This is a genomic window from Tessaracoccus coleopterorum (assembly GCF_011174705.1).
Classification (GTDB): Bacteria; Actinomycetota; Actinomycetes; order Propionibacteriales; family Propionibacteriaceae; genus Arachnia; species Arachnia coleopterorum.
This window is the reverse complement of the sequence record NZ_JAANIJ010000001.1, coordinates 135,103-157,814: the sequence shown is the minus strand read 5'-3', so window position 1 is coordinate 157,814 and position 22,712 is coordinate 135,103. Positions and strand designations below refer to the sequence as shown.

Sequence of the window (22,712 nt, the reverse complement as noted above, 5' to 3'; positions counted from 1 at the left end):
GGGCGGTAGGACACCCTCCTGCCGGCGGGGTCACGGCGCAATTGCGCCTCGGGGTGGGGCGTGCGGGGCTCGAACCCGCGACGGGCGGATTATGAGTCCGCTGCTCTAACCGGCTGAGCTAACGCCCCCAGCACAGTCCGACAGCATAGCGGGAGCTAGAGCTTCGGGTTCGGGGAGGGCTTACCGGGCCCGGACTCGTTTCCGTCGGGACGGCTCATCGACGGCGTCTCGCTGTACGGGCCGCCGCCATCGCCGGGCGTGGGGAGACGGAGCCCTGGCCGCCGCTCTGGCTCGGGTTCGGTGACATGGGCGATCCGGAGCCGCTCCCCGACGCGGGCGACGGGATCGGCTGGGGGCGTCCACCAGCGGCTGGTTCTGAAACAGAAGGATGGCCAGCAGCAGAGCCAACGCGGAGATCAGCGCCATCAGCAGGAAGCTGACAAGCATCGTGATCCAGCCCGCGCGGTCGGTGCGGCCCGGCCACGGGAGGGCCACACGCGCGTCGCTCCGTGCTGGGTCCGGTCGATCCAGTGCAGCCGGAAGCCGGGGCCGGACGGCTCGCTGAGTGGGGGCGCGGTCGTGAGGTCAACTGCCAGCAGGATGCGCGCTGCCTCATCCACCGCCGTCTTCGAGCCGTCGAATGCGAGAGCGGCCCAGGGGGCCAGGGGCGCCTTCGAGGGCAGCTGCGGGTCGTCCTCCTCGCCGCGGAACCGGACGGCCATCCGGCCGTCGGCCTGGCCCTGTCCGCCGCGGGCCACAACCGTGTCGATGTGCATGGCGTTCACCTCGCCCGAGAAGCGGGCGCGGGCCGCCGCGTCGGTCGCGGCACCTGCGGACAGGAGGAGCACCATGACGGAGTCTCCGCCGTCCTCATGCGCCACGAACGCCGTGCCGGCAGGGGTCGCCACAAGACGCGCATCGAGCCAGAAGTCGCCGACCCGGACGGGGTCCTTCTCATCCAGGGGTGCATCGCCGCGTACTCCGCAGGGGCACCGAACCGGCCTTCCGGAGTATCCAGAAGAGCCGGTCCATCGGGCTCGACCACCTCGTCGAAGGTCTCATAGGGCAGGGCGCGCCTGGCCTCATCGGCCTCGTGCGCGCCCTCTCCGGGCCGATCGTCAGTGCTCATCGCCACCTATCGAACCACATCGGGCCAAGCAGGCTGTCCCGTTCCTGCCCCGCGTCGTCCCGGTTGGCTGCACAGCGTTGGGCGCTATCGTTGACGCGGTACCGATCGAGTAAGGAGCGTCGCGTGAGCAAAGCGTCGACCGATAACGCAGCGATGCCCCGCACCGTGGCTGAGGCGGCCGAGGTTCTCGGCAAGGCCGTCAGCCAGGTCCAGCGAGTCATCGTGGGCCAGGAACACATGGTCCAGCAGTTGATGGTGTCGCTGCTCGCGAAGGGACACTGCCTCCTCGAGGGCGTCCCCGGCGTCGCGAAGACCCTGGCCGTCCGTTCGTTCGCCACCGTGGTCGGCGGCGACTTCGCGCGCATCCAGTTCACCCCCGACCTGGTGCCCTCCGACATCGTCGGTACCCGCATCTACTCGGCGTCCTCCGAGACCTTCGAGATTGAACTCGGCCCGGTGTTCGTCAACTTCGTCCTCGCCGACGAGATCAACCGCGCGCCCGCCAAGGTGCAGTCGGCGATGCTCGAGTTGATGGCCGAAAAGCAGGTTTCCATCGGCGGCAAGACCTACCCGGCGCCGAAGCCGTTCATCGTGATCGCCACGCAGAACCCCGTCGAGTCTGAGGGCGTCTACCCGCTGCCCGAGGCACAGCGCGACCGGTTCCTCATGAAGGTCGACGTGCCCTACCCACACGGTAACGAGGAACTCGAGATCCTCCGCCGGATGAGCGTGCGGCCGCCGGAGGCCGAGCGGGTGCTCGACTCCGACCTCGTGCTTCACCTGCAGGACATGGCGTCGAACGTGTTCGTGCACAACCTGGTGGCCGAGTACATCGTGCGCCTCGTGCTCGCGAGCCGGGCTCCGAAGGACTTCAACATGCCCGATCTCGAAAACGTCATCCAGATCGGCTGTTCGCCGCGTGCGACGCTGGGCCTCGTGGCCGCCTCGCGTGCTCTCGCGCTCATCAACGGTCGCGACTACGTGCTGCCCACGGATGTCCAGGTCGTCGCGAAGGACGTGATGGCCCACCGCATCGTGCTGGGCTTCGACGCGATCGCCGACAACATCAACCCGATCGACGTCGTCGAGCGCATCCTGGCCATGGTGCCGGCGCCCACCCCGGTCTGGAACCAGGAGCAGCGCAAGGCCAGCCACGACCAGCACGCGCACCAGCCCGGACGCGCGTAGGAACCCGTGCCCCAGCAGCCGGACTTCACCCTCCACGGCCCCCGCAGGGCCGCCCATGCTTGCGCCCGACGATCGTCGCGGTGCGGCCATGTCCGTGCTGCGTCCCCCTCGGGGCCGACGATCCCGCTCAACAAGCTGGCTCCCGAGGCGGCGCTGCGTCGGCTCGAGTTGACGATCGTGCGCAGGCTCGAGGGGTTCCTGCACGGTGACCACCTCGGGTTGCTGCCCGGGCCAGGCTCCGACACCAACGACGCCCGCGTCTACCAACCAGGCCAGGACGACGTCCGCAAGATGGACTGGGCCGTCACGGCACGCACCACCGTCCCGCACGTCCGCGACACCATGGCCGACCGGGAGCTCGAGGTGTGGGCGCTGCTCGACGCGACGCCGTCCATGAACTGGGGGACGGACGGCATCACCAAGCGCGACCTCGGCATCGCGGCCATCGCCACCATCGGCTTCCTCAGCCAGAAGATGGGCGACCGGTTCGGGGCATGGTGATGCTCCCTGACAAGGTGAAACGCTTCCAGGCCAGGTCGGGTCGCACGGCGCTCTACGGGCTGCTCCGCAAGCTCCTGACGGAACCCATCGTGCCCGACCATGCGATAGGCACCAACGAACTCAGTGACGGGATCGAGCAGATGACCCGCGCCGAGCGGCGCCGCGGCATGAGGGTCGTCGTCTCCGACTTCCTCACCCCGGAGACTCCGAGCTCGACCCGAACGTGGCACCCGAGTGGGAGCGCGCCATCCGGCGCCTCGCAGTGCGCAACCAGGTGCTGGCCGTCGAGGTCGTCGACCGGCACGAGATCGAGTTCCCCGATGTCGGCGAGATGCTGATCCGCGACCCGGAAACCGATTTCTCCCGCTACATCAACACCTCCGACGAGGCCGCGCGTAGGCGGATGGACGCAGCCACCACCGCGCAGCGTGAACGCATCAAGGTGGCGCTGCGCCGCGCGGGCGCCGGCCACATCCAGCTGCGCACCGACCGCGACTGGGTCGCCGACATAGCCCGCTTCGTGCTGAACTACCGCCGGACGGCGTCCGTGCTGCATCAACCCCCGCAGGGGTGAGCAGGTGAGCTGGGTGCCCGAGTTCCAGAACCCGGAGCGGCTGTGGACCCTCGCGCTGCTGCCCGTCCTGATCATCGCCTACCTGATCATCCTGCGACTCAGGGCCGACGCGCACTGCGGTTCACCAACACCGGTGTGCTCGGCCGCGTGGTCGGCTCGCAGCGGCGCTGGACGCGGCACCTGTTCGTGGCCATGTCGCTCGCCTCGCTGGTCGCGCTCGGCCTCGCGTACGCCAACCCGCTCGGCACCGAGAAGGTGCCGAGGGAGCGGGCCACCGTCGTGATGATCGTCGACACCTCTTTGTCGATGTCGGCTGAGGATGTCGAGCCCAACCGGCTCGACGCGGCCAAGCAGGCGGCCACCGAGTTCATGTACTCGCTGCCCGACACGTACAACGTCGCTGTCGTGGCCATGTCGGGTCGACCCTCCATCGCCATCCCGCCCACCACCGACCGCGGAGCGACCGAACGGGCCATCGCCGCGCTCGAACTGGCTGACGGCACCGCCATCGGAGGCTCCATCACGAGCGCCCTCAAGGCGGTCGACCAGGCACCGCAGGGCGACGAGGAGGAGGCGGCCCGGCGATGATCGTGATGCTCTCCGACGGCACCAACACCGAGGGTGACCCGCCCGGTGACGCGGCACGCGAGGCGAAGTCGCGGGAGATCCCGATCTTCACCATCGCCTACGGCACCCAGAACGGGTTCGTCGACGTGGATGGGCAGCGCGAGAACGTCGCCCCGGACACGGCCACCCTGAAGGCGATCGCCGATGCGTCGGGAGGTGAGGCCGTCGACGCCGAGAGCGCGGGCCAGCTGGAGGGTGCCTACAAGCAGATCGGATCGGTCATCGGCTACGAGGACGTGAAGAAGCCGATCACCGCCACCTACGCCGCGGTCGCGCTCGGGTTCGCCATCGTCGCCGCGCTCGGTGCGGTGTTCATGGCCGCGCGGTGGCCGCGATGACACTTCTCGCCATGGAGTTCCTCGCCCCTCAGCGCCTGTGGGCCCTTGCGATCATCCCGGTGATCGCGCTGCTGTATGTGCTGCTGGTCAGCAGGGGAGGCCACCACAAGCGCCCCATGAGCTCGAGGCTTCAACTCGTCGTCCCAAGGATGCGGCCTGGAAGCGCCATGGCGCCGTGCTGCTCGCCCTGCTGAGCCTCGCCTCCCTGATCGTCGCATGGTCGATCCCGAAGGCCTACGCCGACAAGCCACGCGACCGTGCCACCATCGTGGTGGCCATAGACGTGTCCTGGTCGATGGAGGCACAGGACGTGAACCCCAGCCGGCTCGAGGCCGCGCAGGCGTCGGCAAAGACGTTCGTCGAGTCCCTCCCGGAGCGGTTCAACGTCGCCCTCGTCACGTTCGCAGGCACCGCAGACACCGTCGTGCCACCCACAGTCGACAGGGGTGCGGTGAGTCGCGCGATCGACGCCCTCGAGCTCGCGCCGTCGACCGCGGTCGGTGAGGGGATCTACAAGAGCCTCGCCGCACTCAAGCTGGTCCCCCCGATCCGGAGAACCCGGACGAGGTCGCTCCCGCCGCGATCGTGCTCCTCTCCGACGGTGCCACCAACATCGGGCGCGGCTCGGCGGGTGCCGCACAGGCCGCCGCCGACCAGCACGTGCCGGTGTACACGATCGCCTACGGTACCGACAACGGGTTTGTCGTCCAGGATGGGCAGCGGCAGCGGGTAGCCGTCGACCACTACGAGTTGAGCGAGATAGCCCGGGTTTCCGGGGCAAGAAGTACTCCGCTGAGTCCAGCGGGCAACTCCGCGAGGTCTACGACGCCATTCGCGAGTCGGTCGGCACCGAGAAGGTGCCGATGGAGATCACCGACCGCTATGCGGGCCTCGCGATCATCTTCGCGGTCCTGGCTGCGCTGGGCGTCATCTCACTCGGGGCGCGGTGGCCGTGACCGTCACCGCGAATCTGGAGAGCATCCGGCGGGAGATCGACGATGCGTGCCGGGTGGCCGGGCGCGACCCGGGTTCGGTGCGGCTGCTGCCGGTGAGCAAGTACCAGGGCATCGATGCGATCCGCGAGGCCCACGCGGCCGGATACGACCTGTTCGGTGAGAACAGGCCGCAGGAACTGGCCATGAAGGCGGGTGAGTTGGGCGGTGAGGGCATCGGCTTCGCGGCCATCGGGCAGGTCCAGACCAACAAGGCGCGGTTGATCGCCGAACACGCCGCCGAGTTGCACTCGCTCGACTCCCTCAAGCTCGCGGAGGCGCTGCAACGGCGCTGTGACGTCCTCGGCCGCCGACTGCCGGTACTGGTGCAGGTGAACACGTCGGGGGAGGCCGCCAAGTCGGGCATCACCCCGCCGACGCCGTCAGCTACGCCAAGGGCCTGGCGGCGTTCGACGCACTCGAACCGCGCGGGCTGATGACGATGGCCGTCAACAGCCCCATCGACGACGACGTGGCCGCCTGCTTCCGGCGCCTGGTGCGGGCGCAGGCACGGATCCGTGACGAGTTCGGTGAGGGTTGGGACGAGCTGAGCATGGGCATGTCCGGTGACTTCCGGATCGCCATCCGCGAGGGCTCCACCTGTGTGCGTATCGGCACCGCCGTCTTCGGTGGCCGACCAGCCGTCGCCTGATCCGGGACTCCGGTCACGGTGCGTCGACGCACGTGATCCGGGTGCAGTGTGCGTCGCTCAACGCGTAGGCCAGCCCGTCGAGGGCAGAGACAAAGATCGTCCCGACCGTTCGGGCCCGGAGACCGGCGACACCTGCGGGTCGACGCCCCGGCCCTCAATACTGATCCGGTGGGCTCCGGTGGCCGCGATGATTTCGGCCACCCGACGCCGATCCCGTTCATCGAGGTAGGCCAACGTTGCCGCGTGCGTGACGACCAGTGTCGCTCCCACGGGTACGTCGTCGATGAACCGCTCCAATCCGTCGAGCAGATCCGCCTGAGCACGTTCACCCGCTCCCGTGCGGCCAGGGCTGCGGCTGCGTCGAGGCGGAGCCTGCGGTCGGCATGCTCGGGCCACACGAGCGCCCGGAGCCAGGCGAGGTCCCTCGGATCGCCCTGGGCCCGTCGTCGGGATCGAGCCCCGGCCAGGCGCCGTACCGGTAGCTGTACCTGTCGGGGATCAGGCAGAGGCCGGCGGAGGCCCCCAACTGAGGGTGACGAGCCTGCCGCCTGCTGGAGGGCGAAGGAGCGGTACCGCTCGGCGATGGATGCGCGGTGGATGATGCCCACGATCCTGACAGGATCGAAGCAGCGGGTCGATGTTGATCAGGGTGGCGGGCAGCACGCCGAGGGCGGCCGCCGCCTCACCAGTGGAGAACCACCGCTGCTCCATGGCGGCTACAGGTTCTCGATCTCCAGCACAGGAACGTCCGGGCTCGGAGGCATGCCGAACACCTGCTCGAGGAACGACACCTGAGCCTCGAGCGCCAGCCGACGGGTCGCCATGGCACGGAACCCGTGGCCCTCACCCTCCAGCATCACGAGCGCGACCGGCCGACCGGTGGCACGGACCGCGTCGGCCATCTGCACGGCCTGGCTCGGCGGCACGACCTTGTCCTCGGTGCCCTGCAGAATCAGCATCGGCGTCGACAACCGGTCGAGGTGGTTGACGGGGAACGGTCCTCGTAGACGGCGCGGCCGGTGGGCCACGGAGCGATCAGCCCCTCCGGGTACCGCGATTCGGCCTTGTGGGTGTCGGTGACGAGCGTCGTGAGGTCGCCGATGCCGTAGCGGCTGATTCCGGCCGCGTAGCGGCCCGTGGTGGTCAGCGATCTCAACGTCGTGTAACCGCCCGCGCTGCCGCCGGTGATGGCGACCCGCGACGGATCGGCGAGCCCGCGCCGCGTCACCGCCTCGACCGCGGCAACTGTGTCGCTCACGTCGAGCAGGCCCCAGTTCCCACGGAGCCGGTCCCTGTAGGCGCGGCCGAACCCGGTCGATCCCGAGTAGTTCACGTCGAGCACCGCGAAGCCGCGCGACACCCAGAACTGGATCGTCGTGTCGAGCCCGGAGGTGGCCATGCTGGTGGGTCCGCCGTGGGTCATGACCAGCAGCGGGGGAGTCCCGCCTCCGGGCGGTAGAGCCATGCCTGGACCGGGCCCGCCTCGCCGTCACACCAGATGGACTCGGCCACGGCGACGTCGGGCGCGGGCTCCACCCCGCCCGCGATGGTCCGGCACCCGCCGTCAGGGGCGATCTCCACAAGGGACGAGGGCCGGTCCGGCCACTCGGCCACGACATACAGGAAGTCACCCACGGCGGCGAGCGACTCGATGTCGGTGGTGCCGGGCAGAGGCCTGGCCACTTCGCCGCTCGAGGGCGACCAGACACTGAGTGTCCCGGCCCCGTCCTCGAAGCACAGGCTTGCGATCCGGTCATCGGAGAGAACCGCCGCTGCGGCCGGGTTCAGCACCCACAGGGGACGCGAGCAGTCGCGTTCGACCGCCCAGGACCCGCCGTCCTCGATCCGCCAGTTCCAGAAGCCGGACTCATCGGAGACGTACGCGAGGCGTCCCGACGGCAGCCAGACGGGGTAGCCGGCGGCGAGGCCGTCCCGGGAACACACAGGAGCGGCGGCGGAGGGGTCTGCCAGCGACGCGCTCCAGACCGCGCAGGTGTCCCACGACATGTCGGGGTGGTTCCACTGCTGCCAGGCGAATCGCCCGTGCCCGAGCGCGATGGATGCGTAGAAGTCGGCACCGGTGGCCACCACCCTGCCGCCGTCGGCGTTGCCGCCCTCCAGCGTCAGAGCGACGATCTCCGTGCGGGGCTCGGGCTGGCCGAGTGGTCCTCACGCACGGCAAGCGCGATGCCGTCGGCCAGGCTGAGGGCGAGCCCTCCGTACACGAAGGAGCCACCCTCCGGAGTGATCGGCCGCGCGGTGCCGTCGTGCAACAGCCATACGCGGCGGGTGCGGTCGTCGCAGTAGACGATGCTCTGCCCGTCGACTGCATAGGCGCCGCCGCCGTACTCCATCGCGCGGGAGCGCACGGCCGCGTCGGGGGTCAGGTCGACGACCTCGCCGTCGCGGAGCCGGCGCACCGTGGTGCGGCCGTCCTCGGCCGCGATGGTGGCGAGCCAGAAGACCGCCTCACCGGTCGCGCGGACCTGGGAGACGGCATCGGGGTAGTTGAGAACGTCATCGATCGGCATGGGGGTGCGCATCCACGCTGTATATCCGATTGGACCGGATCCGGCAACAGGCTGCGCCGACGGCCGGGGCGGCGCAGGATGAATCATGGCCGGATCGGCCGCCCACGCGGCCCTGAGCTGAGGAGAAATCATGAGATTCCCGCGTCCCTTCGCCGCCGCGCTGTTCGCGGCCGCGCTGCTGGCATCCGTCGCTCCGAGCGCGCATGCCGCTCCCGTCTACGCCCCGCCCGTGCCCCTGGTCACGGTCTACAACACCCCGGTGTCCAGTTCGTCGGCAACCGGGCCTGGAGCACCGATTGTGCGATGTACTCCTCCAGCGTGGTGCGGTGCCGCACCGAGATCTGGGCCACCCAGGTGGTCAGGGTCGGAGCCACCTACAAGAAGGTGAACGGCTGGGCCTTCAACAACCTCAGCTACCTGCCGAGCCCGCGCGCGGCGTGGGCCTCCAACAACCTCGGCCGGACGGCCGCGTGGACCGATGCATCGGGCGCATGTGGCGCACCGAGTGCGACACCCCCACCACCGGGATGGGTGGGTGCCGCACCTACGTCAAGGCCAGCGTCGTCGTCGCCTCCGGCGGCGGCTACCGCACCGAGATGCGCTGGGTGTTCAACAACCTGGTGCTGTTCTCGAGCGCCAGCATCAGGCCGGTCACAGCCATCCCGGCCAACATCCTCGACCGCGCGGTGCTCACGCCGACCGGGTTCGGCCCGCTGCAGCTCGGCACCCCGCTGTCGGTCATGCACGGCGCCTACCTCGCCCGGGGAATCTCTGCAGCGACTTCCGCGCCTCCAGCGCGGTCCGGGCCCGGGGTGTCGACCTGATGAACTACCTCGATGGCACCGTCGGCAACCTCTGGACCTCGAGCCCGACGACGAAGATCGGCAGCAGCCTCGGCGAGTCGAAGTTCCGCGTCGGGATGACGCTCGCCCAGCTGAAGGATGCCTTCCCCGGACGCATCACCATGGTGACCCGCAACGGCGAGGGCGGGCCGTTCCTCGCCGCATCGTTGCGCGAGGGAGCCAGGGAACTGCTTTTCTACAAGGCCTGGGACGACAACCCCGACACGATGCTCCCGAGCGACCCGATCGTCACCGTCCGGGCGAGGGAGGCTCTGGCCGACCACTACTACGGCTGCTGACGATTGCGCCGCACCGGGTCTGATGCTTCAATGGGGAGCGACCTGGTAGTGCCTCATCGCAGGGGAAGGCAATGGGCCCAACCAGGAGGTACAACCGATGTCTGCTCGACCCGACTCGAGTCACCTGACGCGTGGGATGATCTTCATCCACTCGGCGTCGGCAGCGCTGTGCCCGCACATCGAGTGGGCGGTGGGCACCGTGCTGGGTTCCCGTACCGACCTGGAATGGACCCGCCAGCCCGCGCAGCCCGGCAGCCAGCGCGCCGAGTACTCCTGGACCGGGATCCCCGGCCGCGGAGCGGAGCTCGCCTCCGCCCTCACCAGGCTCGCCCAGATCCGGTTCGAGGTGACCGAGGAACCGACGGCGGCCTCCGACGGTCAGCGCTACTGCTTCACCCCGACCCTCGGCTCGTTTGCCTCGGTGGTCGGCGTGCACGGTGACGTGCTGATCCCGGAGGACAGTCTCAAGCACGCCGTTGCCACCGACGCGCTCGGCGGGGAACCCATCCTGAAGTCCCTCGAGCGGCTGCTCGGAGTTCCCTGGGACGACGAACTCGACGTGTTCCGGTACGCCTCCGAGGACGCACCCGTCCGCTGGCTGCACCAGGTCGGCTGACCGGGTCGCTCCCGCAGCAACAACGTGAAACCGCCGCCGATCGGAGAGATCGGCGGCGGTTTCACGTTGCGCGGGGTCAACTGGTGGCGTGCTGGTTCGTGACGACGACCGCCACGTTGGACCCTCCGAAGCCGAACGAGTTGTTGACGGCCGCGAGGTCGCCCCCGCCGAGTGGACGCGTCGCGTTCACGGCGACGTCGATCGGGAGGCCCGGCTCGAGGTTCTCGATGTTGATGGTCGGGGGAACGACCCGGTCGCGCAGCGCCATCATGGTCGCGAACGTCTCGAGCGCGCCTGCGCCGCCCAGCAGGTGCCCGGTCATCGACTTGGTCGACGTGACGACGACACCGTCGACAGCCGTGCCGAGCGCGGTCGCGATCGAGTTGGCCTCGGTGATGTCGCCCTGTGGGGTCGACGTGCCGTGGGCGTTGACGTGGACGATGTCGCGGGGCACCAGCCCGGCGTTGCGCAGCGCCTTGATCATCGCCTGCGACTGCCCGCGGCCCGTGGGCTCGGGCTGGACGATGTCGTGGTTGTCGTTGCTGATTCCGGCGCCTGCCAGAGTGCCGTAGATCTTCGCGCCGCGCGCCAACGCCGACTCGAGGGTTTCGAGGACCATCAGGGCGGCACCCTCACCGAGCACGAAACCGTCACGGCCGGTGTCCCAGGGGCGCGAGGCATGCTCCGGATCGTCGTTGCGGCGGCTGAGAGCCTGCATCTGCGCGAACGCATTGAGCGGGAGCGGGTGCACGACGCCCTCGGTGCCGCCGACCAGCGCGATGTCGCACCGGTCGAGCTGGAGCTGGTCGTACGCGAGCGAGATCGCCTCATTCGACGAGGCGCAGGCGCTGACCGGGGCGTGCACGGCGGCCGCGGCTCCGATGGTCAGGCCGAGGTTCGCGGCGGGCGCGTTGGCCATCAGCATCGGGATGGTCAGCGGTGAGACGCGCCGCAGGCCCTTGTCCTTCTGCACATCCCACTGCCCGAGCAGCGAGTGGAGGCCGCCGATGCCGGTGCCGACCGACACCATGGTGCGGTCAGGGTCGGTGGGGTTGGCCTCGCCGAGGCCGAAGCCGGCGTCGGCCCACGCCTCAAGGCCCGCGATCATCGCGAGCTGCGACGAGCGGTCGAGGCGGCGGGCCACCAGACGGTCGAGGTGCTCGAGCGGATCGGAGGTCTCTGCAGCGAAGGTCACGGGCAGATCGGCCGCCCAGTCCTGCGTCAGGGTGTGCACACCGGAGCGACCTGCAAGCATCGCCTCCCAGGTGCTGGGGCATCGTTGCCGAGCGGCGTGAAGGCGCCGAAACCAGTGATGACGACGGTGCGGGACATGCGGGCTCCTGAAACGTCAGAAAGGTGGAGGGGAAGGGGTGAGCGGGCGGCCCGTGCGGGGCCGCCCGCCGCATCAGTTCTGGGCGCGCTCGATGTAGGCGACGGCGTCGCCGACGGTCTTGAGGTTCTTGGCGTCCTCGTCGGGGATGCTGACGCCGAACTTGTCCTCGCAGGCGTAGATGATCTCGACCATCGACAGCGAGTCGACGCCCAGGTCATCGACGAACGACTTGTCGAGCTGGACGTCCTCGGCGGCGACACCGGCGATGTCGTTGACGATCTCGGACAGGTCGGTGCGGATCTCTTCGGTGCTTGCCATGGTGGCTCCTTGACTTGTTATGTGGTGGACGGTGGAGATCAGGGCAGGATAACGGTCTGGCCGGCGAACACGAGGCCCGCGCCGAAACCGATGATCAGTGCACTGTCGCCGCTCCTGGCCTGCCCGTTTTCGAGCAGTGCCTCCATCGCCAGCGGGATCGAGGCCGCCGACGAATTGCCCATCTGCATGATGTCGCGGCTGACGACGACGCTTTCGGGCAGCTTGAGGTGGCGCAACATCGAATCGGTGATCCGGTTGTTGGCCTGGTGGGGATGAAGCAGTCGAGCTCGTCGGGGGTCAGACCCGACACGGTGAGGGCCTCGACCGCCTTCTCTACGATGGCGGTGGTGGCCCACTTGAAGACCTCGCGGCCCTCCATGTGGATGTGCGGGCCCTCGACGGCGGGGTCGACCGTGCGCCAGTCGTCGATCTCGATGACGCGGGACGCCTCGGGCTTCGAACCCCACACGGTCGGGCCGATGGCCGGCTCGTCGGACGGACCGACCACGACGGCACCCGCGCCGTCGGAGAAGAGGAACGCGGTGGAGCGATCGGTGAAGTCGGTGTAACGCGACAGCACCTCGACGCCGAGCACGAGCACGTGTCGCGCGGAGCCGCTGCGCACCATGGACTCCGCAAGGCTGACGCCGTAGCAGAAGCCTGCGCAGGCGGCGGAGATGTCGAAGGCGGCCGGGCCTCGAGGCCGAGGTGCTCGGCCATGATGCAGGCGAGCGACGGGGTCTGCTGGTAGTGCGACACGGTCGAGACGAGGATCGCGTCAATGTCGGAGGCCTGCAGCCCGGCCCGCTCGATCGCCGTGGCGGCGGCGGCGAGCCCGAGCGACTCGGCGTCCTCACCCTCCGCTGCCCAGCGCCGCTCCGTGATGCCGGTCCGCTGCTGGATCCACTCAGGGGTGGAGTCGATCATCGTGCACATCTCTTCGTTGCTCACGACGCGGCTGCCGCGGGCGCCGCCGACGGCCATGATGCGCGCGAACTGTGCGCCTGCTGAGGTCTTCAGTGCCACTTGTCTTCTCACTCGGATTCGGGCTGCCTGGCAGCGTGGATGGCGACGAAGGCTCGGGCCTCGTCGAGCTGGTCGGGGCATTGAGGTTGAACAGTTCGATGCCCTTCAGGTTGCGCTGGGCGATCTTGGTGAGCGTGCCTGCGGGTGCGAGCTCGAGCAGGCCCGTCACGCCCATGTCGCGCATGGTGTCCATGCACAGGTCCCAGCGGACGGGGTTGGCGACCTGGTTGACCATCCGCTCCAGCGCCTCGGCCCGGAGGTGACGACGGTGCCGTCGGCGTTGCTGATCAGCGGCACGAGCGGCGCAGCGGGGGTGACATCTGCGGCGATGCGGTGCAGGTGGGCGACGGCGGGCTGCATGTGGATCGTGTGGAATGCGCCGGCGACGCTGAGCGGCACCAGCCTGGCGCGGTGGGGCGGGTTCGCCGCAAGCACGGCGAGCTCCTCCACGGTGCCGGCGGCGACGATCTGGCCTGTGCCGTTGTTGTTCGCGGGGTGAGGCCGGCCGCCTCGATCGCGGCGAGCACCTCGTCGCGATCACCGGACACGACGGCGGTCATCGAGGTGGGTCGGATGGCCGAGGCCTCCGCCATGGCGCGGCCGCGCTCGCGGACGAGCACGAGTGCCTCCTCGTCCGTGATGACGCCCGCGATGGCCATTGCGGCCAACTCTCCGACGGAGTGCCCGCGACGACGCCCACGGCGCTGGTGTCGACGCCGAACAGGGCGCGGGCCGTCAGCAGGGCCGAGGCGACCAGAAGCGGCTGGGCGATCGCGGTGTCACGGATGGTGTCCGCGTCCGCGTCGGTGCCGAAGTGGGCCAGGTCGAGCTCGCTGACCGTGGACAGGGCCGCCAGGTGGGCGGCCAGTGAGGCGTCCTCGAGCCACGGGGCGAGGAAGCCGGGAGTCTGGGCGCCCTGACCGGGCGCGACGATTGCAAGCACAATCCAACCTTGCCCGCTGCCACGAAGTGGGGCGCAACCGGATCACACGAAAATGGCCGCCGCGCTGTTGTGGGAAACCAACAACAACGACGGCCGTGAGCCCCGAACCCCGCCTCCAGGGTTGTGAGGTGCGGTCAATGACACGGCTGTGATTTCAGTCCTGGAGACGTCCGAGGGTGATGGCCATGCGCAGCACATACGACTCGCGCGCATCGGCCGGGTTGTAGCCGGTGACATCCTGGATCCGCTTGAGGCGGTAACGCACAGTGTTGGGATGCACGAACAGGGCGCGGGCGGTCGCCTCCATCGAGGAACCGGCATCGAGGAACCCGACGCAGGTGTCGAGCAGTTCCTTGTTCGCGGCGAGCGCCGGGTAGATCTCGCCCGCGAGGATCCGGCGCGCGTGGCCGTCTCCGGCGAGCGCACGCTCGGGCAGCAGGTCGACGGCGAGCAGCGTCGGTGGGCCCTCGGGCCATGCCTTGGCCGCGCGGTAGCCCGAGGCTGCCGCCCTGGCAGACCGCGGTGCGCCCGCGAGCCCGTCGACGGTCGGGCCGATCACGACGGGCCCCGGCGCGAAGTGTTCCCGCAGCCGCGCGATCCGTTCGCAGGTCTCGACCGGCTCGGTCACCCCCGTGCCGCCGACGATGCACACGAGGCGATCGCCCTGGGGGCGGCCAGGATGTCGAGCTTCAGCTTCGCCGCAGCACGGCGCAGCCCGTCGAGGATGCTCCCATCGGGTGAGGCCTCCGGGGCCCCGCCGATGGCGACGACGACCTTCGACTCGGTGTTCCAGCCCAACGTCGAGGCGCGTGAGATGACGGACTCGTCCGTCTCGGCCCGCACCACGGCATCCACCACGGTCGCCTCGATGCGCGAGTCCCACGCCCGCGGGCCTCCGCGGCGCGGGCGTAGATGGCGGCGGCCGCGAAGGCCACCTCCCTGGAGTAGTGCACGATGCCGAGCTGCAGGGGCTGCCGGTCTCCGCGGGGGAGCAGGTGCTGGATCTGCTCCTCGACCACGTCGGTCGTGGTGCGCACCAGGTCGACCGTCTGCCTCAGCGTGATGCGACGGGCCATCGCGCGGGGCGCTGCATCGAAGATCGACTCCGGCTCGAACTCCTCGCCGGAGAACCAGGTGACGAAGCCGTCGATGCCGGAGCGGGCGAGCACACCGATCCAGGAGCGGGACTCGGGATCGAGCTGGGTGAACCAGTCGTGGCGCTCCGTCATGGCGGCCAGCGTGGCGGTGTTCATCTCCGACGAGGCCGCCGTCAGCCGCTTCACCAGCGCAGTGCGGACCCGGGCCGACGCGATGAGGGCGGGCGCTGTGCCGGGGCGTGGTTCCATCCCGCAAGCCTAGCGAGATCCGGGGCGGGGTCGGCGCGGAGACCGCCCTCGGCGTCGGCCACGTGGGGATGCGCCACGGTGCAGGGGCCGTCGGCTGTTCCCGGGCCGGTCTGTGGCCGATAGTTGGAGGCGGACCGACCGGAATGGGCCACTGGCCGATTCTACCGGGTGATCCGGGACGGGTGGTGCCGCGGGTGCGGGCCGCGCCTTGGGTTGCCACCACCCTGGCTAGGCTGTCGGCATGGCGCGCAGGGTATTGGTGATCGGGCTCGGCCCGGAGGCTTCGGACAGCTCACTCTCGATGCCGTGGAGGCCATGAACTCCGTCGACGTCTTCCTGGTGGCCGACTCGAACGAGGACCAGCCCGACCAGGTGTGGCGGCGCAGCGAACTGATCCGACGCAACGTCAAGCGGGCCCACCGCGTCATCACGGTCCTTGATCCGGTGCACAGCCATCAGGACGAGACCCAACCCGACGGTGCCCAGTTGGCCACCTACCAGCAGATCCTCAGCGGGCTTCCCGACGGTGAGGTCGTCGGCTTCCTCGTGTGGGGGATCCGGCCCTGTACGACTCGATCCTGCAGGTGATCGAGGCCCTCCGGGTCACCATCACCATGGACCTGACCGTCATCCCCGGTGTCTCGGCACCGCAACTTCTCGCCGCGGCCCACGAGATCACGCTGAACAGCGGAGGCAGGAGCGTCCACCTCACCACGGGTCGGCGCCTGCTCGAGGAATACAACCGTGGCCTCGGCGACGTGGTCGTGCTCAACGACCACGACTTCGCGTGCCGTGGGCTGGTCGAGGAGTTCCCGGACGTGGAGCTGTACTGGGGTGCATACCTCGGCACCCGGAGCAGGTCCTGGCCAACGGGCCACTCGGCACCGTCACCGCCGACCTGCTCGACCTGCGCGCGCGTCTGATCGGGCACCACGGCTGGATCCAGGAGACATATCTCCTGCGTCCGACGTCCTGATCCGTTCCCCGAGCCCGCGTTACGGCCGCGTAACTCTCGTGAGATCTCCTGCGCGGTGGATCCGACGTTGCTAACTTGTCGCCACCAGACAACCGACGACAGGTGCGCAACCCATGGAGAACCTTCAGAAGCTACTCGACACCATCTCCTCATTCGTGTGGGGCCCCTGGCTCCTGATCCCGCTGCTGCTCCTGACGGGCCTGTGGCTGACCATCAAGCTGCGCGGCATCCAGTTCCGCACCCTCGGGGCCGCCCTCCGGCTGGCGCTCTGGGAGCGCAAGGATGACGACGCCGAGGGCGGCGACATCTCACAGTTCCAGGCCCTCACCACCGCGCTGGCCGCCACGGTCGGCGTCGGCAACATCGTGGGTGTCGCCACCGCCATCTCCGTCGGCGGCCCCGGCGCGCTGTTCTGGATGTGGGTCACCGGCCTGCTCGGCATGGCATCGAAGTACTCCGAGGCGTTCCTCGCCGTCCGCTTCCGCACCGTCGACGCGAAGGGCAAGGTCTCCGGTGGGCCGCAGTACTACCTCAAGAAGGCGCTGCCCGGCCAATGGGGTGTCGCGCTCAGCGTCATGTTCGCGATCTTCGCCGTGCTCGCCAGCTTCGGCATCGGCAACATGACCCAGGCCAACGCGGTCGCGGAGAACGTGCACGACTCGTTCGGCGTGCCGCAGAGCATCACCGCCATCGTCATGGTCGTGTTCGTGGGCCTTGTGATCCTCGGCGGCATCAAGGCGATCGGGACCGTCACCTCGGCACTGGTGCCCTTCATGATCGTGTTCTACGTGCTCGGGGCCGTCTACATCCTCGCTGTCAACATCGTGGACGTGCCCGCGGCCTTCGCACTCATCTTCTCCCAGGCCTTCACCGGGCAGGCGGCCGTCGGTGGCGCGATGGGTGGCTTCCTGATCGCGCTGCAGATGGGCGTCGCGCGCGGCATCTTCTCCAATGAGTCGGGCATGGGCTCGGCCGCCATCGCGGCGGCCGCGGCCAAGACCACCCATCCCGTGCGGCAGGGCCTCGTCTCGATGACCCAGACGTTCATCGACACCATCATCGTGGTGTCGTGCACGGGCCTCGTGCTGGTCACCACCGGCGTGTGGAACTCGGGCGAGAGCCCGGCGGTTCTGACGTCGATGGCCTTCAGCCACGGCCTGCCCGGCGAATGGGGCGGCTACATCGTCGCGATCGGCGTGGTCCTGTTCGCATTCTCGACGATCCTCGGCTGGTCCTACTACGGCGACCGCTGCGTCGAGCGGCTCTTCGGGGCCGGCGCCACCCTCTGGTACCGCATCGCCTTCACGATCGTGGTCTACGTCGGTGCCACCATCCCGCTCGGCATCGTGTGGTCCTTCGCCGACATCATGAACGGCCTGATGGCGCTTCCGAACCTGATCGGCCTGCTGGTGCTCTCCGGACTCATCGCCCGCGAGACGGCCCACTATCTGAGGAACGACCCGAAGCTGCGCGCAAAGCGTGGACAGATCGAGGACTTCATGGCCGGAGAGACCGTCGACGCCTAGTCTTCGCGCATGACTGAATCCCAGCGGGGTGGCGCGGCGACCGGCCGCGTCACCCTCCTCGGGGGTGGCCCCGGCGACCCCGACCTGATCACCGTTGCGGGCCTGAAGGCCCTCCGGCGCGCCGATGTCATCGTCTACGACCGGCTCGTGCCGCTCGCACTCCTGGAGGAGGCCCGGGGCGACGCCGAACTGATCGAGGTCGGCAAGGTGCCGAGGGGGGCCTTCACTCCCCAGGAGAGGATCAACGAGATCCTCATCCGCAAGGCGCTCGAGGGCCGCGACGTCGTCCGCTTCAAGGGCGGCGACTCCTTCGTCTTCGGTCGCGGGGAGAAGAGTGGCTCGCCTGCCGGGCGGCCGGTATTCCGGTCTCCGTCATCCCCGGCATCTCCTCGTCGATCGCCGCCGCCGAGCTCGCAGGCATCCCCGTCACCCACAGGGGGTCTCCACCGGTTTCACCGTCGTGTCCGGGCATGTCGGGCCGCACGATGAACGCAACGACGTCGACTGGGCCGGCATCGCGACCACCGGAACCACGATCGTCATCCTGATGGGAGTGAAGAACCTACCCGCCATCACCGAGACACTGGTCGCCGCCGGCCTCGCGGCGGACACACCGGCCGCGGTCATCGCCGACGCCGGTCTTCCCACCATGCGGGTCGTCCGCGCAGGCGTCGCATCGATCGCCTCCGTGGCGGAGGACGCCGCCATCTCGCCTCCCGCGGTGTGCGTGATCGGGGCCGTTGCGGGCCTGGAACTGACGTGACCGGCCTCAGCCCCTCCGAGGCCCTGCGCGAGTACGCGTTCTGGCTGGAACGGGAACTGGCGGACACCTACCGGGTCCGCGCATTCCGTGAGGCGGCCGCCATCGCTGAGGGCCTCGAGGAGACGCCCACGGGCGAGGCGGCGTGGCGATCACTGCGCGGCTTCGGCCCCAAGACCGCCGCCATCGCAGCTGAGGCCGCGGCCGGACGGCTCCCCGAGGCCCTCGCCCGGCGCCGCGTCGAAGGGGCCGTGTCCCTGGACCCGGCCGGGACGAACTCCGCGCCCAGCTCCGGGGGACCTCCACACCCACACCACCTGGTCCGACGGAGGCTCCCCGCTGTGGGAGATGACGGCAGTGGGGAGGCCCTCGGGCACGAGTACATGGCCATCACCGACCACTCGCCCCGCCTGAAGGTGGCCCGTGGGCTCACCCGTGAACGGCTCATCGCCCAATGGGAGGAGATCGCCGCCGTCCAGGAGGATCGGGAGATCCGCATCCTCAAGGGGATCGAGGTGGACATCCTCGCCGATGGTGCCCTCGACCAGGCCGACGACCTGCTCGACCGGCTCGACATCGTCACCGCCTCCGTCCACTCCGATCTGGACGCCGACCGCGACACCATGACGCGCCGGATGGTCGGGGCGGTCTCCAACCGGCACACCACGGTGCTGGGACACCCGACCGGCAGGAGACTCAGACCCGACGGGACGTGGCGCGACCAGTCGCGGTTCGACGCCGAGCTGGTGTTCGCCGCGTGCGCGATGTTCGGAGTCGCCGTCGAGATCAACTCGCGGCCCGAACGTCGCGACCCGCCCCTCGACCTGCTGCTGGTGGCGAGGGAGGCCGACTGTCTCTTCAGCATCGACTCGGATGCCCACGCGCCCGGCCAGCTCGACTTCCTCACCTACGGCGCGGCCCGCGCCGTCGAGGCGGGCATCGCCCCGGAGAGGATCATCACCACCTGGCCCCTCGAACGGCTCCTCGGTCATGCGGGCCGCCACCGCTGAGGGTGCCCCGCGCCGTCCGGTCGGCCGGGGACGTGGACCATCTCGATCTCCCCTCGGGTGCCAGGCGACTCCGTAGCCGCGATTCCCGGCGGGCGGGACCCCGGGACCGCGCCTTCTCCAGTGTTTGCACAAAGTATTTGGGGCAATCCTGGAGCGTCTCCGGGCGCAGGCTACGGCTCCGTGTCACCTCATCGGGCCTAGCCCGGCGGGTCTCGACGCCCATCCGGCCTTCCTCAGGGGTGATTCGGGCCCCGGTACGGGTTATCGGGCTCCGGTGAAGCGCGGTAGGGTGGCATCTGATATCGGCCATGGCCGAATGTTCCAGTTGCCCGACAGCGAGAGGAATTCTTCGTGAGTCAGAACGAGGTGGGACCGATCCTCAACGGTCTGCCGACCAATCTCCCCGACATCGATCCGGCGGAGACCGAGGAATGGCTTGAATCCCTGGACGGGGTCATCGACGCAGGCGGGCGCAACCGGGCCCGCTACGTGATGCTCAAGCTCCTCGAACGCGCCCGCGAGCGCCACATCGGCGTGCCGTCGTTGACGGGCACCGACTACGTCAACACCATCCCGCGGGCAGGGAGCCCGCCTTCCCCGGGACGAGACCCTCGAGCGCGGCATCCGCCGCCTGCTCCGGTGGAACGCTGCCATCATGGTGCACCGGGCGCAGCGCCCCGGCGTCGGTGTCGGCGGCCACATCGCCTCCTACGCCTCATCGGCCACCCTCTACGAGGTGGGCTTCAACCACTTCTTCCGCGGCAAGGATCACCCCGGCGGCGGAGACCAGATCTACTTCCAGGGTCACGCCTCGCCCGGCATGTACGCGCGTGCCTTCCTCGAGGGCCGTCTGGCCGAGGACGACCTCGACGGCTTCCGGCAGGAGCACTCGCACTACGTCGACGGGAAGATCCGGGCGCTGCCCAGCTACCCGCACCCGCGCCAGATGGACAACTTCTGGGAGTTCCCGACCGTCTCGATGGGCCTCGGCCCCATCAACGCGATCTGGCAGGCCCAGTTCAACCGTTACCTGCACAACCGCGGCATCAAGGACACCTCGCAGCAGCATGTCTGGGCCTTCCTCGGCGACGGCGAGATGGACGAGGTCGAGTCGCGCGGTGCCCTGCAGCTCGCGGCCAACGAGGAACTGGACAACCTCACCTTCGTCGTCAACTGCAACCTGCAGCGCCTTGACGGCCCCGTCCGCGGCAACGGCAAGATCGTGCAGGAGCTCGAGGCCTTCTTCCGTGGCGCGGGCTGGAACGTCATCAAGCTCGTCTGGGGCCGTGGCTGGGATCCGCTGCTCGCCAACGACTCCGAGGGTGCGCTCGTCAACCTGATGAACTCGACCACGGACGGCGACTTCCAGACGTTCAAGGCCAATGACGGCGCGTACGTGCGCAAGTACTTCTTCGAGCGCGATCCGCGCACCGCGGCCATGGTCACCGACTGGAGCGACGACGACATCTGGCGCCTCACCCGCGGCGGCCACGACTTCTCCAAGGTCTACTCGGCCTACAAGGCCGCAACCGAGTTCACGGGCGCTCCCACCGTCATCCTCGCCCACACCATCAAGGGCTACTTCCTGGGCCAGCACTTCGCCGGCCGCAACGCGACCCACCAGATGAAGAAGCTCGCCCTCGACGACCTCAAGGGCTTCCGTGACCGCGTCGACGTGCCCGTCACCGACGAGCAGCTCGAGGCCAACCCGTACCAGCCGCCGTACATCCACCCGGCCAGGACGACCCCCGCATCCAGTACCTGCAGGAGCGCAGGCGCGAGCTGGGCGGCTACCTCCCTGAGCGCCGCGGAGACCGGAAGTTCATCTCGCTGCCAGGCGACAAGGCCTACGAGTCGTCCAGGAAGGGTTCGGGCAACCAGCAGGTCGCCACGACGATGGCCTTCGTCCGCCTCCTGAAGGACCTCATGCGCGACAAGCAGTTCGCGCCGCGCGTCGTCCCGATCATCCCCGACGAGGCGCGCACATTCGGCATGGACGCGTTCTTCCCGACCATCAAGATCTACAACCCGCACGGCCAGAACTACACCCCGGTCGACAACGAACTGTTCCTCAGCTACCGCGAGTCGAAGTCGGGCCAGATCATCCACACGGGCATCAACGAGGCCGGATCCGTGGCCTCGTTCACGGCCGCAGGCTCCTCGTACGCCACGCACGGCGAGCCGATGGTGCCCATCTACGTGTTCTATTCCATGTTCGGGTTCCAGCGCACCGGCGACGCCATGTGGGCCGCGGCCGACCAGTTGGCCCGGGGCTTCATGATCGGCGCCACGGCCGGCCGTACCACCCTGACCGGTGAAGGAACGCAGCACATGGACGGCCACTCGCCGATCCTCGCCTCGACCAACACCGCCATGGTCCAGTACGACCCGGCCTACGGCTACGAGATCGCACACATCGTCCGCGACGGCCTCAACCGCATGTACGGCGAGAACCCCGAGAACGTCATCTACTACATGACGGTCTACAACGAGCCGATCGTCCAGCCGGCCGAGCCCGAGGGCATCGAGATCGAGGGCATCACGCGGGCATGTATCTGGTCAGGCCAGGCTCCTCCGAGGGCGTCGGTGAGGACGCGCGGCGGGCGCAGATCCTCGCGTCCGGCGTCGGCCTCGCCTGGGCCATCGAGGCCCAGGAGCTCCTCAAGGCCGACTACGGGATCGTCGCGGACGTGTGGAGCGTCACCTCCTGGGGTGAACTGCGCCGCGAGGGTCTCGCCCTCGACGAGGCGAAGTTCCACGACCCGTTCGGCGAGCACCCCAAGACGTGGATCGAGCAGAAGCTCGAGGGCGCCCCCGGCCCGGTCGTGGCCGTGTCCGACTACATGCGGGCCGTCCCCGACCAGATCCGGCAGTGGGTGCCGGGCGACTACACCACACTCGGCGCGGACGGCTTCGGCTTCTCCGACACGCGTGCGGCCGCCCGACGCTACTTCAACATCGACGGACCGTCGATTGCGGTGGCGGTGCTGCAGAGCCTTGCCGCCAACGGTGAGGTACCCGCGAGTGGGCAACCGAGGCCGCGGCCAGGTACAAACTCGATGACGTGACGGCGGGATCCTCCGGCAACGCCGGTGGCGACGCCTGACAGTGAGCTCCAGCAGGCGGGGTCGGTCCTCAGGGACCGGCCCCGTCTGCCCGTTTACGGGGGTCGGCCGTGAAATCGG

General features: G+C 69.1%; 14 protein-coding genes, 1 tRNA gene and 12 pseudogenes. 16 read left to right on the top strand and 11 right to left on the bottom strand.

Annotated elements, in window-relative coordinates; genetic code table 11:
* Window positions 1–54 precede the first annotated feature (54 nt).
* Together G7085_RS01060 and G7085_RS01055 are read right to left on the bottom strand one after the other, a co-directional pair.
* A tRNA-Ile gene (locus G7085_RS01060) sits at window positions 55–128 on the bottom strand.
* Between the two features lie 297 nt (window positions 129–425).
* A complete protein-coding gene (locus G7085_RS01055) occupies window positions 426–881 on the bottom strand; it encodes a hypothetical protein (protein WP_197509695.1) in 456 nt (151 codons plus the stop codon).
* Between the two features lie 401 nt (window positions 882–1,282).
* On the opposite strand from G7085_RS01055, the gene G7085_RS01050 reads away from it, so the two are divergent.
* From G7085_RS01050 to G7085_RS01030, 6 genes and pseudogenes are all read left to right on the top strand, one after another.
* Window positions 1,283–2,317, top strand: a complete 1,035-nt coding sequence (locus G7085_RS01050) for an AAA family ATPase (protein WP_197512682.1) — start codon at window positions 1,283–1,285, stop codon at window positions 2,315–2,317.
* A gap of 88 nt (window positions 2,318–2,405) precedes the next feature.
* Window positions 2,406–3,392, top strand: a pseudogene (locus tag G7085_RS01045) (DUF58 domain-containing protein).
* A gap of 13 nt (window positions 3,393–3,405) precedes the next feature.
* A complete protein-coding gene (locus tag G7085_RS33695; protein ID WP_408647011.1) occupies window positions 3,406–3,675 on the top strand; it encodes a hypothetical protein in 270 nt (89 codons plus the stop codon).
* A pseudogene (locus tag G7085_RS33690) lies at window positions 3,585–4,357 on the top strand (VWA domain-containing protein). Before G7085_RS33695 ends, G7085_RS33690 begins: the two are co-directional and overlap by 91 nt.
* Window positions 4,345–5,313: pseudogene (locus tag G7085_RS01035) on the top strand (VWA domain-containing protein). The pseudogenes G7085_RS33690 and G7085_RS01035 overlap by 13 nt, the downstream one beginning before the upstream one ends.
* Window positions 5,310–6,001 (top strand): annotated as a pseudogene (locus tag G7085_RS01030) (YggS family pyridoxal phosphate-dependent enzyme). The pseudogenes G7085_RS01035 and G7085_RS01030 overlap by 4 nt, the downstream one beginning before the upstream one ends.
* 57 nt (window positions 6,002–6,058) lie before the next feature.
* On the opposite strand, the pseudogene G7085_RS33685 reads toward G7085_RS01030, so the two are convergent.
* The 4 genes and pseudogenes from G7085_RS33685 to G7085_RS01005 form a co-directional block, all read right to left on the bottom strand.
* A pseudogene (locus tag G7085_RS33685) lies at window positions 6,059–6,609 on the bottom strand (DUF2332 family protein).
* A 108-nt stretch (window positions 6,610–6,717) separates the two neighbouring features.
* Window positions 6,718–7,400 (bottom strand): annotated as a pseudogene (locus G7085_RS23055) (S9 family peptidase).
* Between the two features lie 20 nt (window positions 7,401–7,420).
* The gene (locus G7085_RS01010) at window positions 7,421–8,089 is read right to left on the bottom strand and encodes a hypothetical protein (RefSeq protein WP_197509692.1); all 669 of its coding nucleotides are present in this window, start codon (window positions 8,087–8,089) and stop codon (window positions 7,421–7,423) included.
* A gap of 35 nt (window positions 8,090–8,124) precedes the next feature.
* The gene (locus tag G7085_RS01005; protein ID WP_197509691.1) at window positions 8,125–8,532 is read right to left on the bottom strand and encodes a hypothetical protein; all 408 of its coding nucleotides are present in this window, start codon (window positions 8,530–8,532) and stop codon (window positions 8,125–8,127) included.
* Between the two features lie 130 nt (window positions 8,533–8,662).
* On the opposite strand from G7085_RS01005, the gene G7085_RS01000 reads away from it, so the two are divergent.
* The 4 genes from G7085_RS01000 to G7085_RS00985 all read left to right on the top strand — a co-directional run bounded on the left by G7085_RS01000 (window position 8,663) and on the right by G7085_RS00985 (window position 10,289).
* Window positions 8,663–8,920, top strand: coding sequence for a hypothetical protein (locus G7085_RS01000; protein WP_197509690.1), 258 nt, complete (start codon window positions 8,663–8,665; stop codon window positions 8,918–8,920).
* Between the two features lie 103 nt (window positions 8,921–9,023).
* Window positions 9,024–9,356: a hypothetical protein gene (locus tag G7085_RS00995; RefSeq protein ID WP_197509689.1), complete on the top strand. Its 333-nt coding sequence runs from the start codon at window positions 9,024–9,026 to the stop codon at window positions 9,354–9,356.
* Entirely contained in the window at window positions 9,356–9,673 is a 318-nt protein-coding gene (locus G7085_RS00990; protein WP_197509688.1) for a hypothetical protein, read from the top strand. The genes G7085_RS00995 and G7085_RS00990 overlap by 1 nt, the downstream gene beginning before the upstream one ends.
* Window positions 9,674–9,809: 136 nt before the next feature.
* Entirely contained in the window at window positions 9,810–10,289 is a 480-nt protein-coding gene (locus G7085_RS00985) for a DUF3145 domain-containing protein (RefSeq protein WP_197509687.1), read from the top strand.
* Between the two features lie 76 nt (window positions 10,290–10,365).
* On the opposite strand, the pseudogene G7085_RS00980 reads toward G7085_RS00985, so the two are convergent.
* From G7085_RS00980 to G7085_RS00960, 5 genes and pseudogenes are all read right to left on the bottom strand, one after another.
* A pseudogene (locus G7085_RS00980) lies at window positions 10,366–11,621 on the bottom strand (beta-ketoacyl-[acyl-carrier-protein] synthase family protein).
* 73 nt (window positions 11,622–11,694) lie between these two features.
* On the bottom strand, window positions 11,695–11,940 hold the full coding sequence (locus G7085_RS00975; RefSeq protein ID WP_197509686.1) for an acyl carrier protein: 246 nt from the start codon (window positions 11,938–11,940) through the stop codon (window positions 11,695–11,697).
* 38 nt (window positions 11,941–11,978) lie between these two features.
* Window positions 11,979–12,924, bottom strand: a pseudogene (locus tag G7085_RS00970) (beta-ketoacyl-ACP synthase III).
* 50 nt (window positions 12,925–12,974) lie between these two features.
* Window positions 12,975–13,909, bottom strand: a pseudogene (locus G7085_RS00965) (ACP S-malonyltransferase).
* 154 nt (window positions 13,910–14,063) lie between these two features.
* Window positions 14,064–15,162 (bottom strand): annotated as a pseudogene (locus tag G7085_RS00960) (PucR family transcriptional regulator).
* A 408-nt stretch (window positions 15,163–15,570) separates the two neighbouring features.
* Between G7085_RS00960 and G7085_RS00955 the strand changes: the two are divergent.
* The 6 genes and pseudogenes from G7085_RS00955 to aceE all read left to right on the top strand — a co-directional run bounded on the left by G7085_RS00955 (window position 15,571) and on the right by aceE (window position 22,633).
* On the top strand, window positions 15,571–15,843 hold the full coding sequence (locus G7085_RS00955) for an SAM-dependent methyltransferase (protein WP_197509685.1): 273 nt from the start codon (window positions 15,571–15,573) through the stop codon (window positions 15,841–15,843).
* Window positions 15,840–16,178, top strand: a complete 339-nt coding sequence (locus G7085_RS00950; RefSeq protein ID WP_197509684.1) for an SAM-dependent methyltransferase — start codon at window positions 15,840–15,842, stop codon at window positions 16,176–16,178. Before G7085_RS00955 ends, G7085_RS00950 begins: the two co-directional genes overlap by 4 nt.
* A 166-nt stretch (window positions 16,179–16,344) precedes the next feature.
* Window positions 16,345–17,757 (top strand): alanine/glycine:cation symporter family protein, encoded by a 1,413-nt coding sequence (locus G7085_RS00945; RefSeq protein WP_197509683.1) that lies wholly within the window; start codon window positions 16,345–16,347, stop codon window positions 17,755–17,757.
* Between the two features lie 9 nt (window positions 17,758–17,766).
* A pseudogene (gene cobA / locus G7085_RS00940) lies at window positions 17,767–18,520 on the top strand (uroporphyrinogen-III C-methyltransferase).
* On the top strand, window positions 18,517–19,527 hold the full coding sequence (locus G7085_RS00935; RefSeq protein ID WP_331715389.1) for a PHP domain-containing protein: 1,011 nt from the start codon (window positions 18,517–18,519) through the stop codon (window positions 19,525–19,527). The pseudogene cobA and the gene G7085_RS00935 overlap by 4 nt, the downstream one beginning before the upstream one ends.
* A 351-nt stretch (window positions 19,528–19,878) precedes the next feature.
* Window positions 19,879–22,633: pseudogene (aceE, locus tag G7085_RS00930) on the top strand (pyruvate dehydrogenase (acetyl-transferring), homodimeric type).
* The last annotated feature ends 79 nt before the right edge of the window (window positions 22,634–22,712 follow it).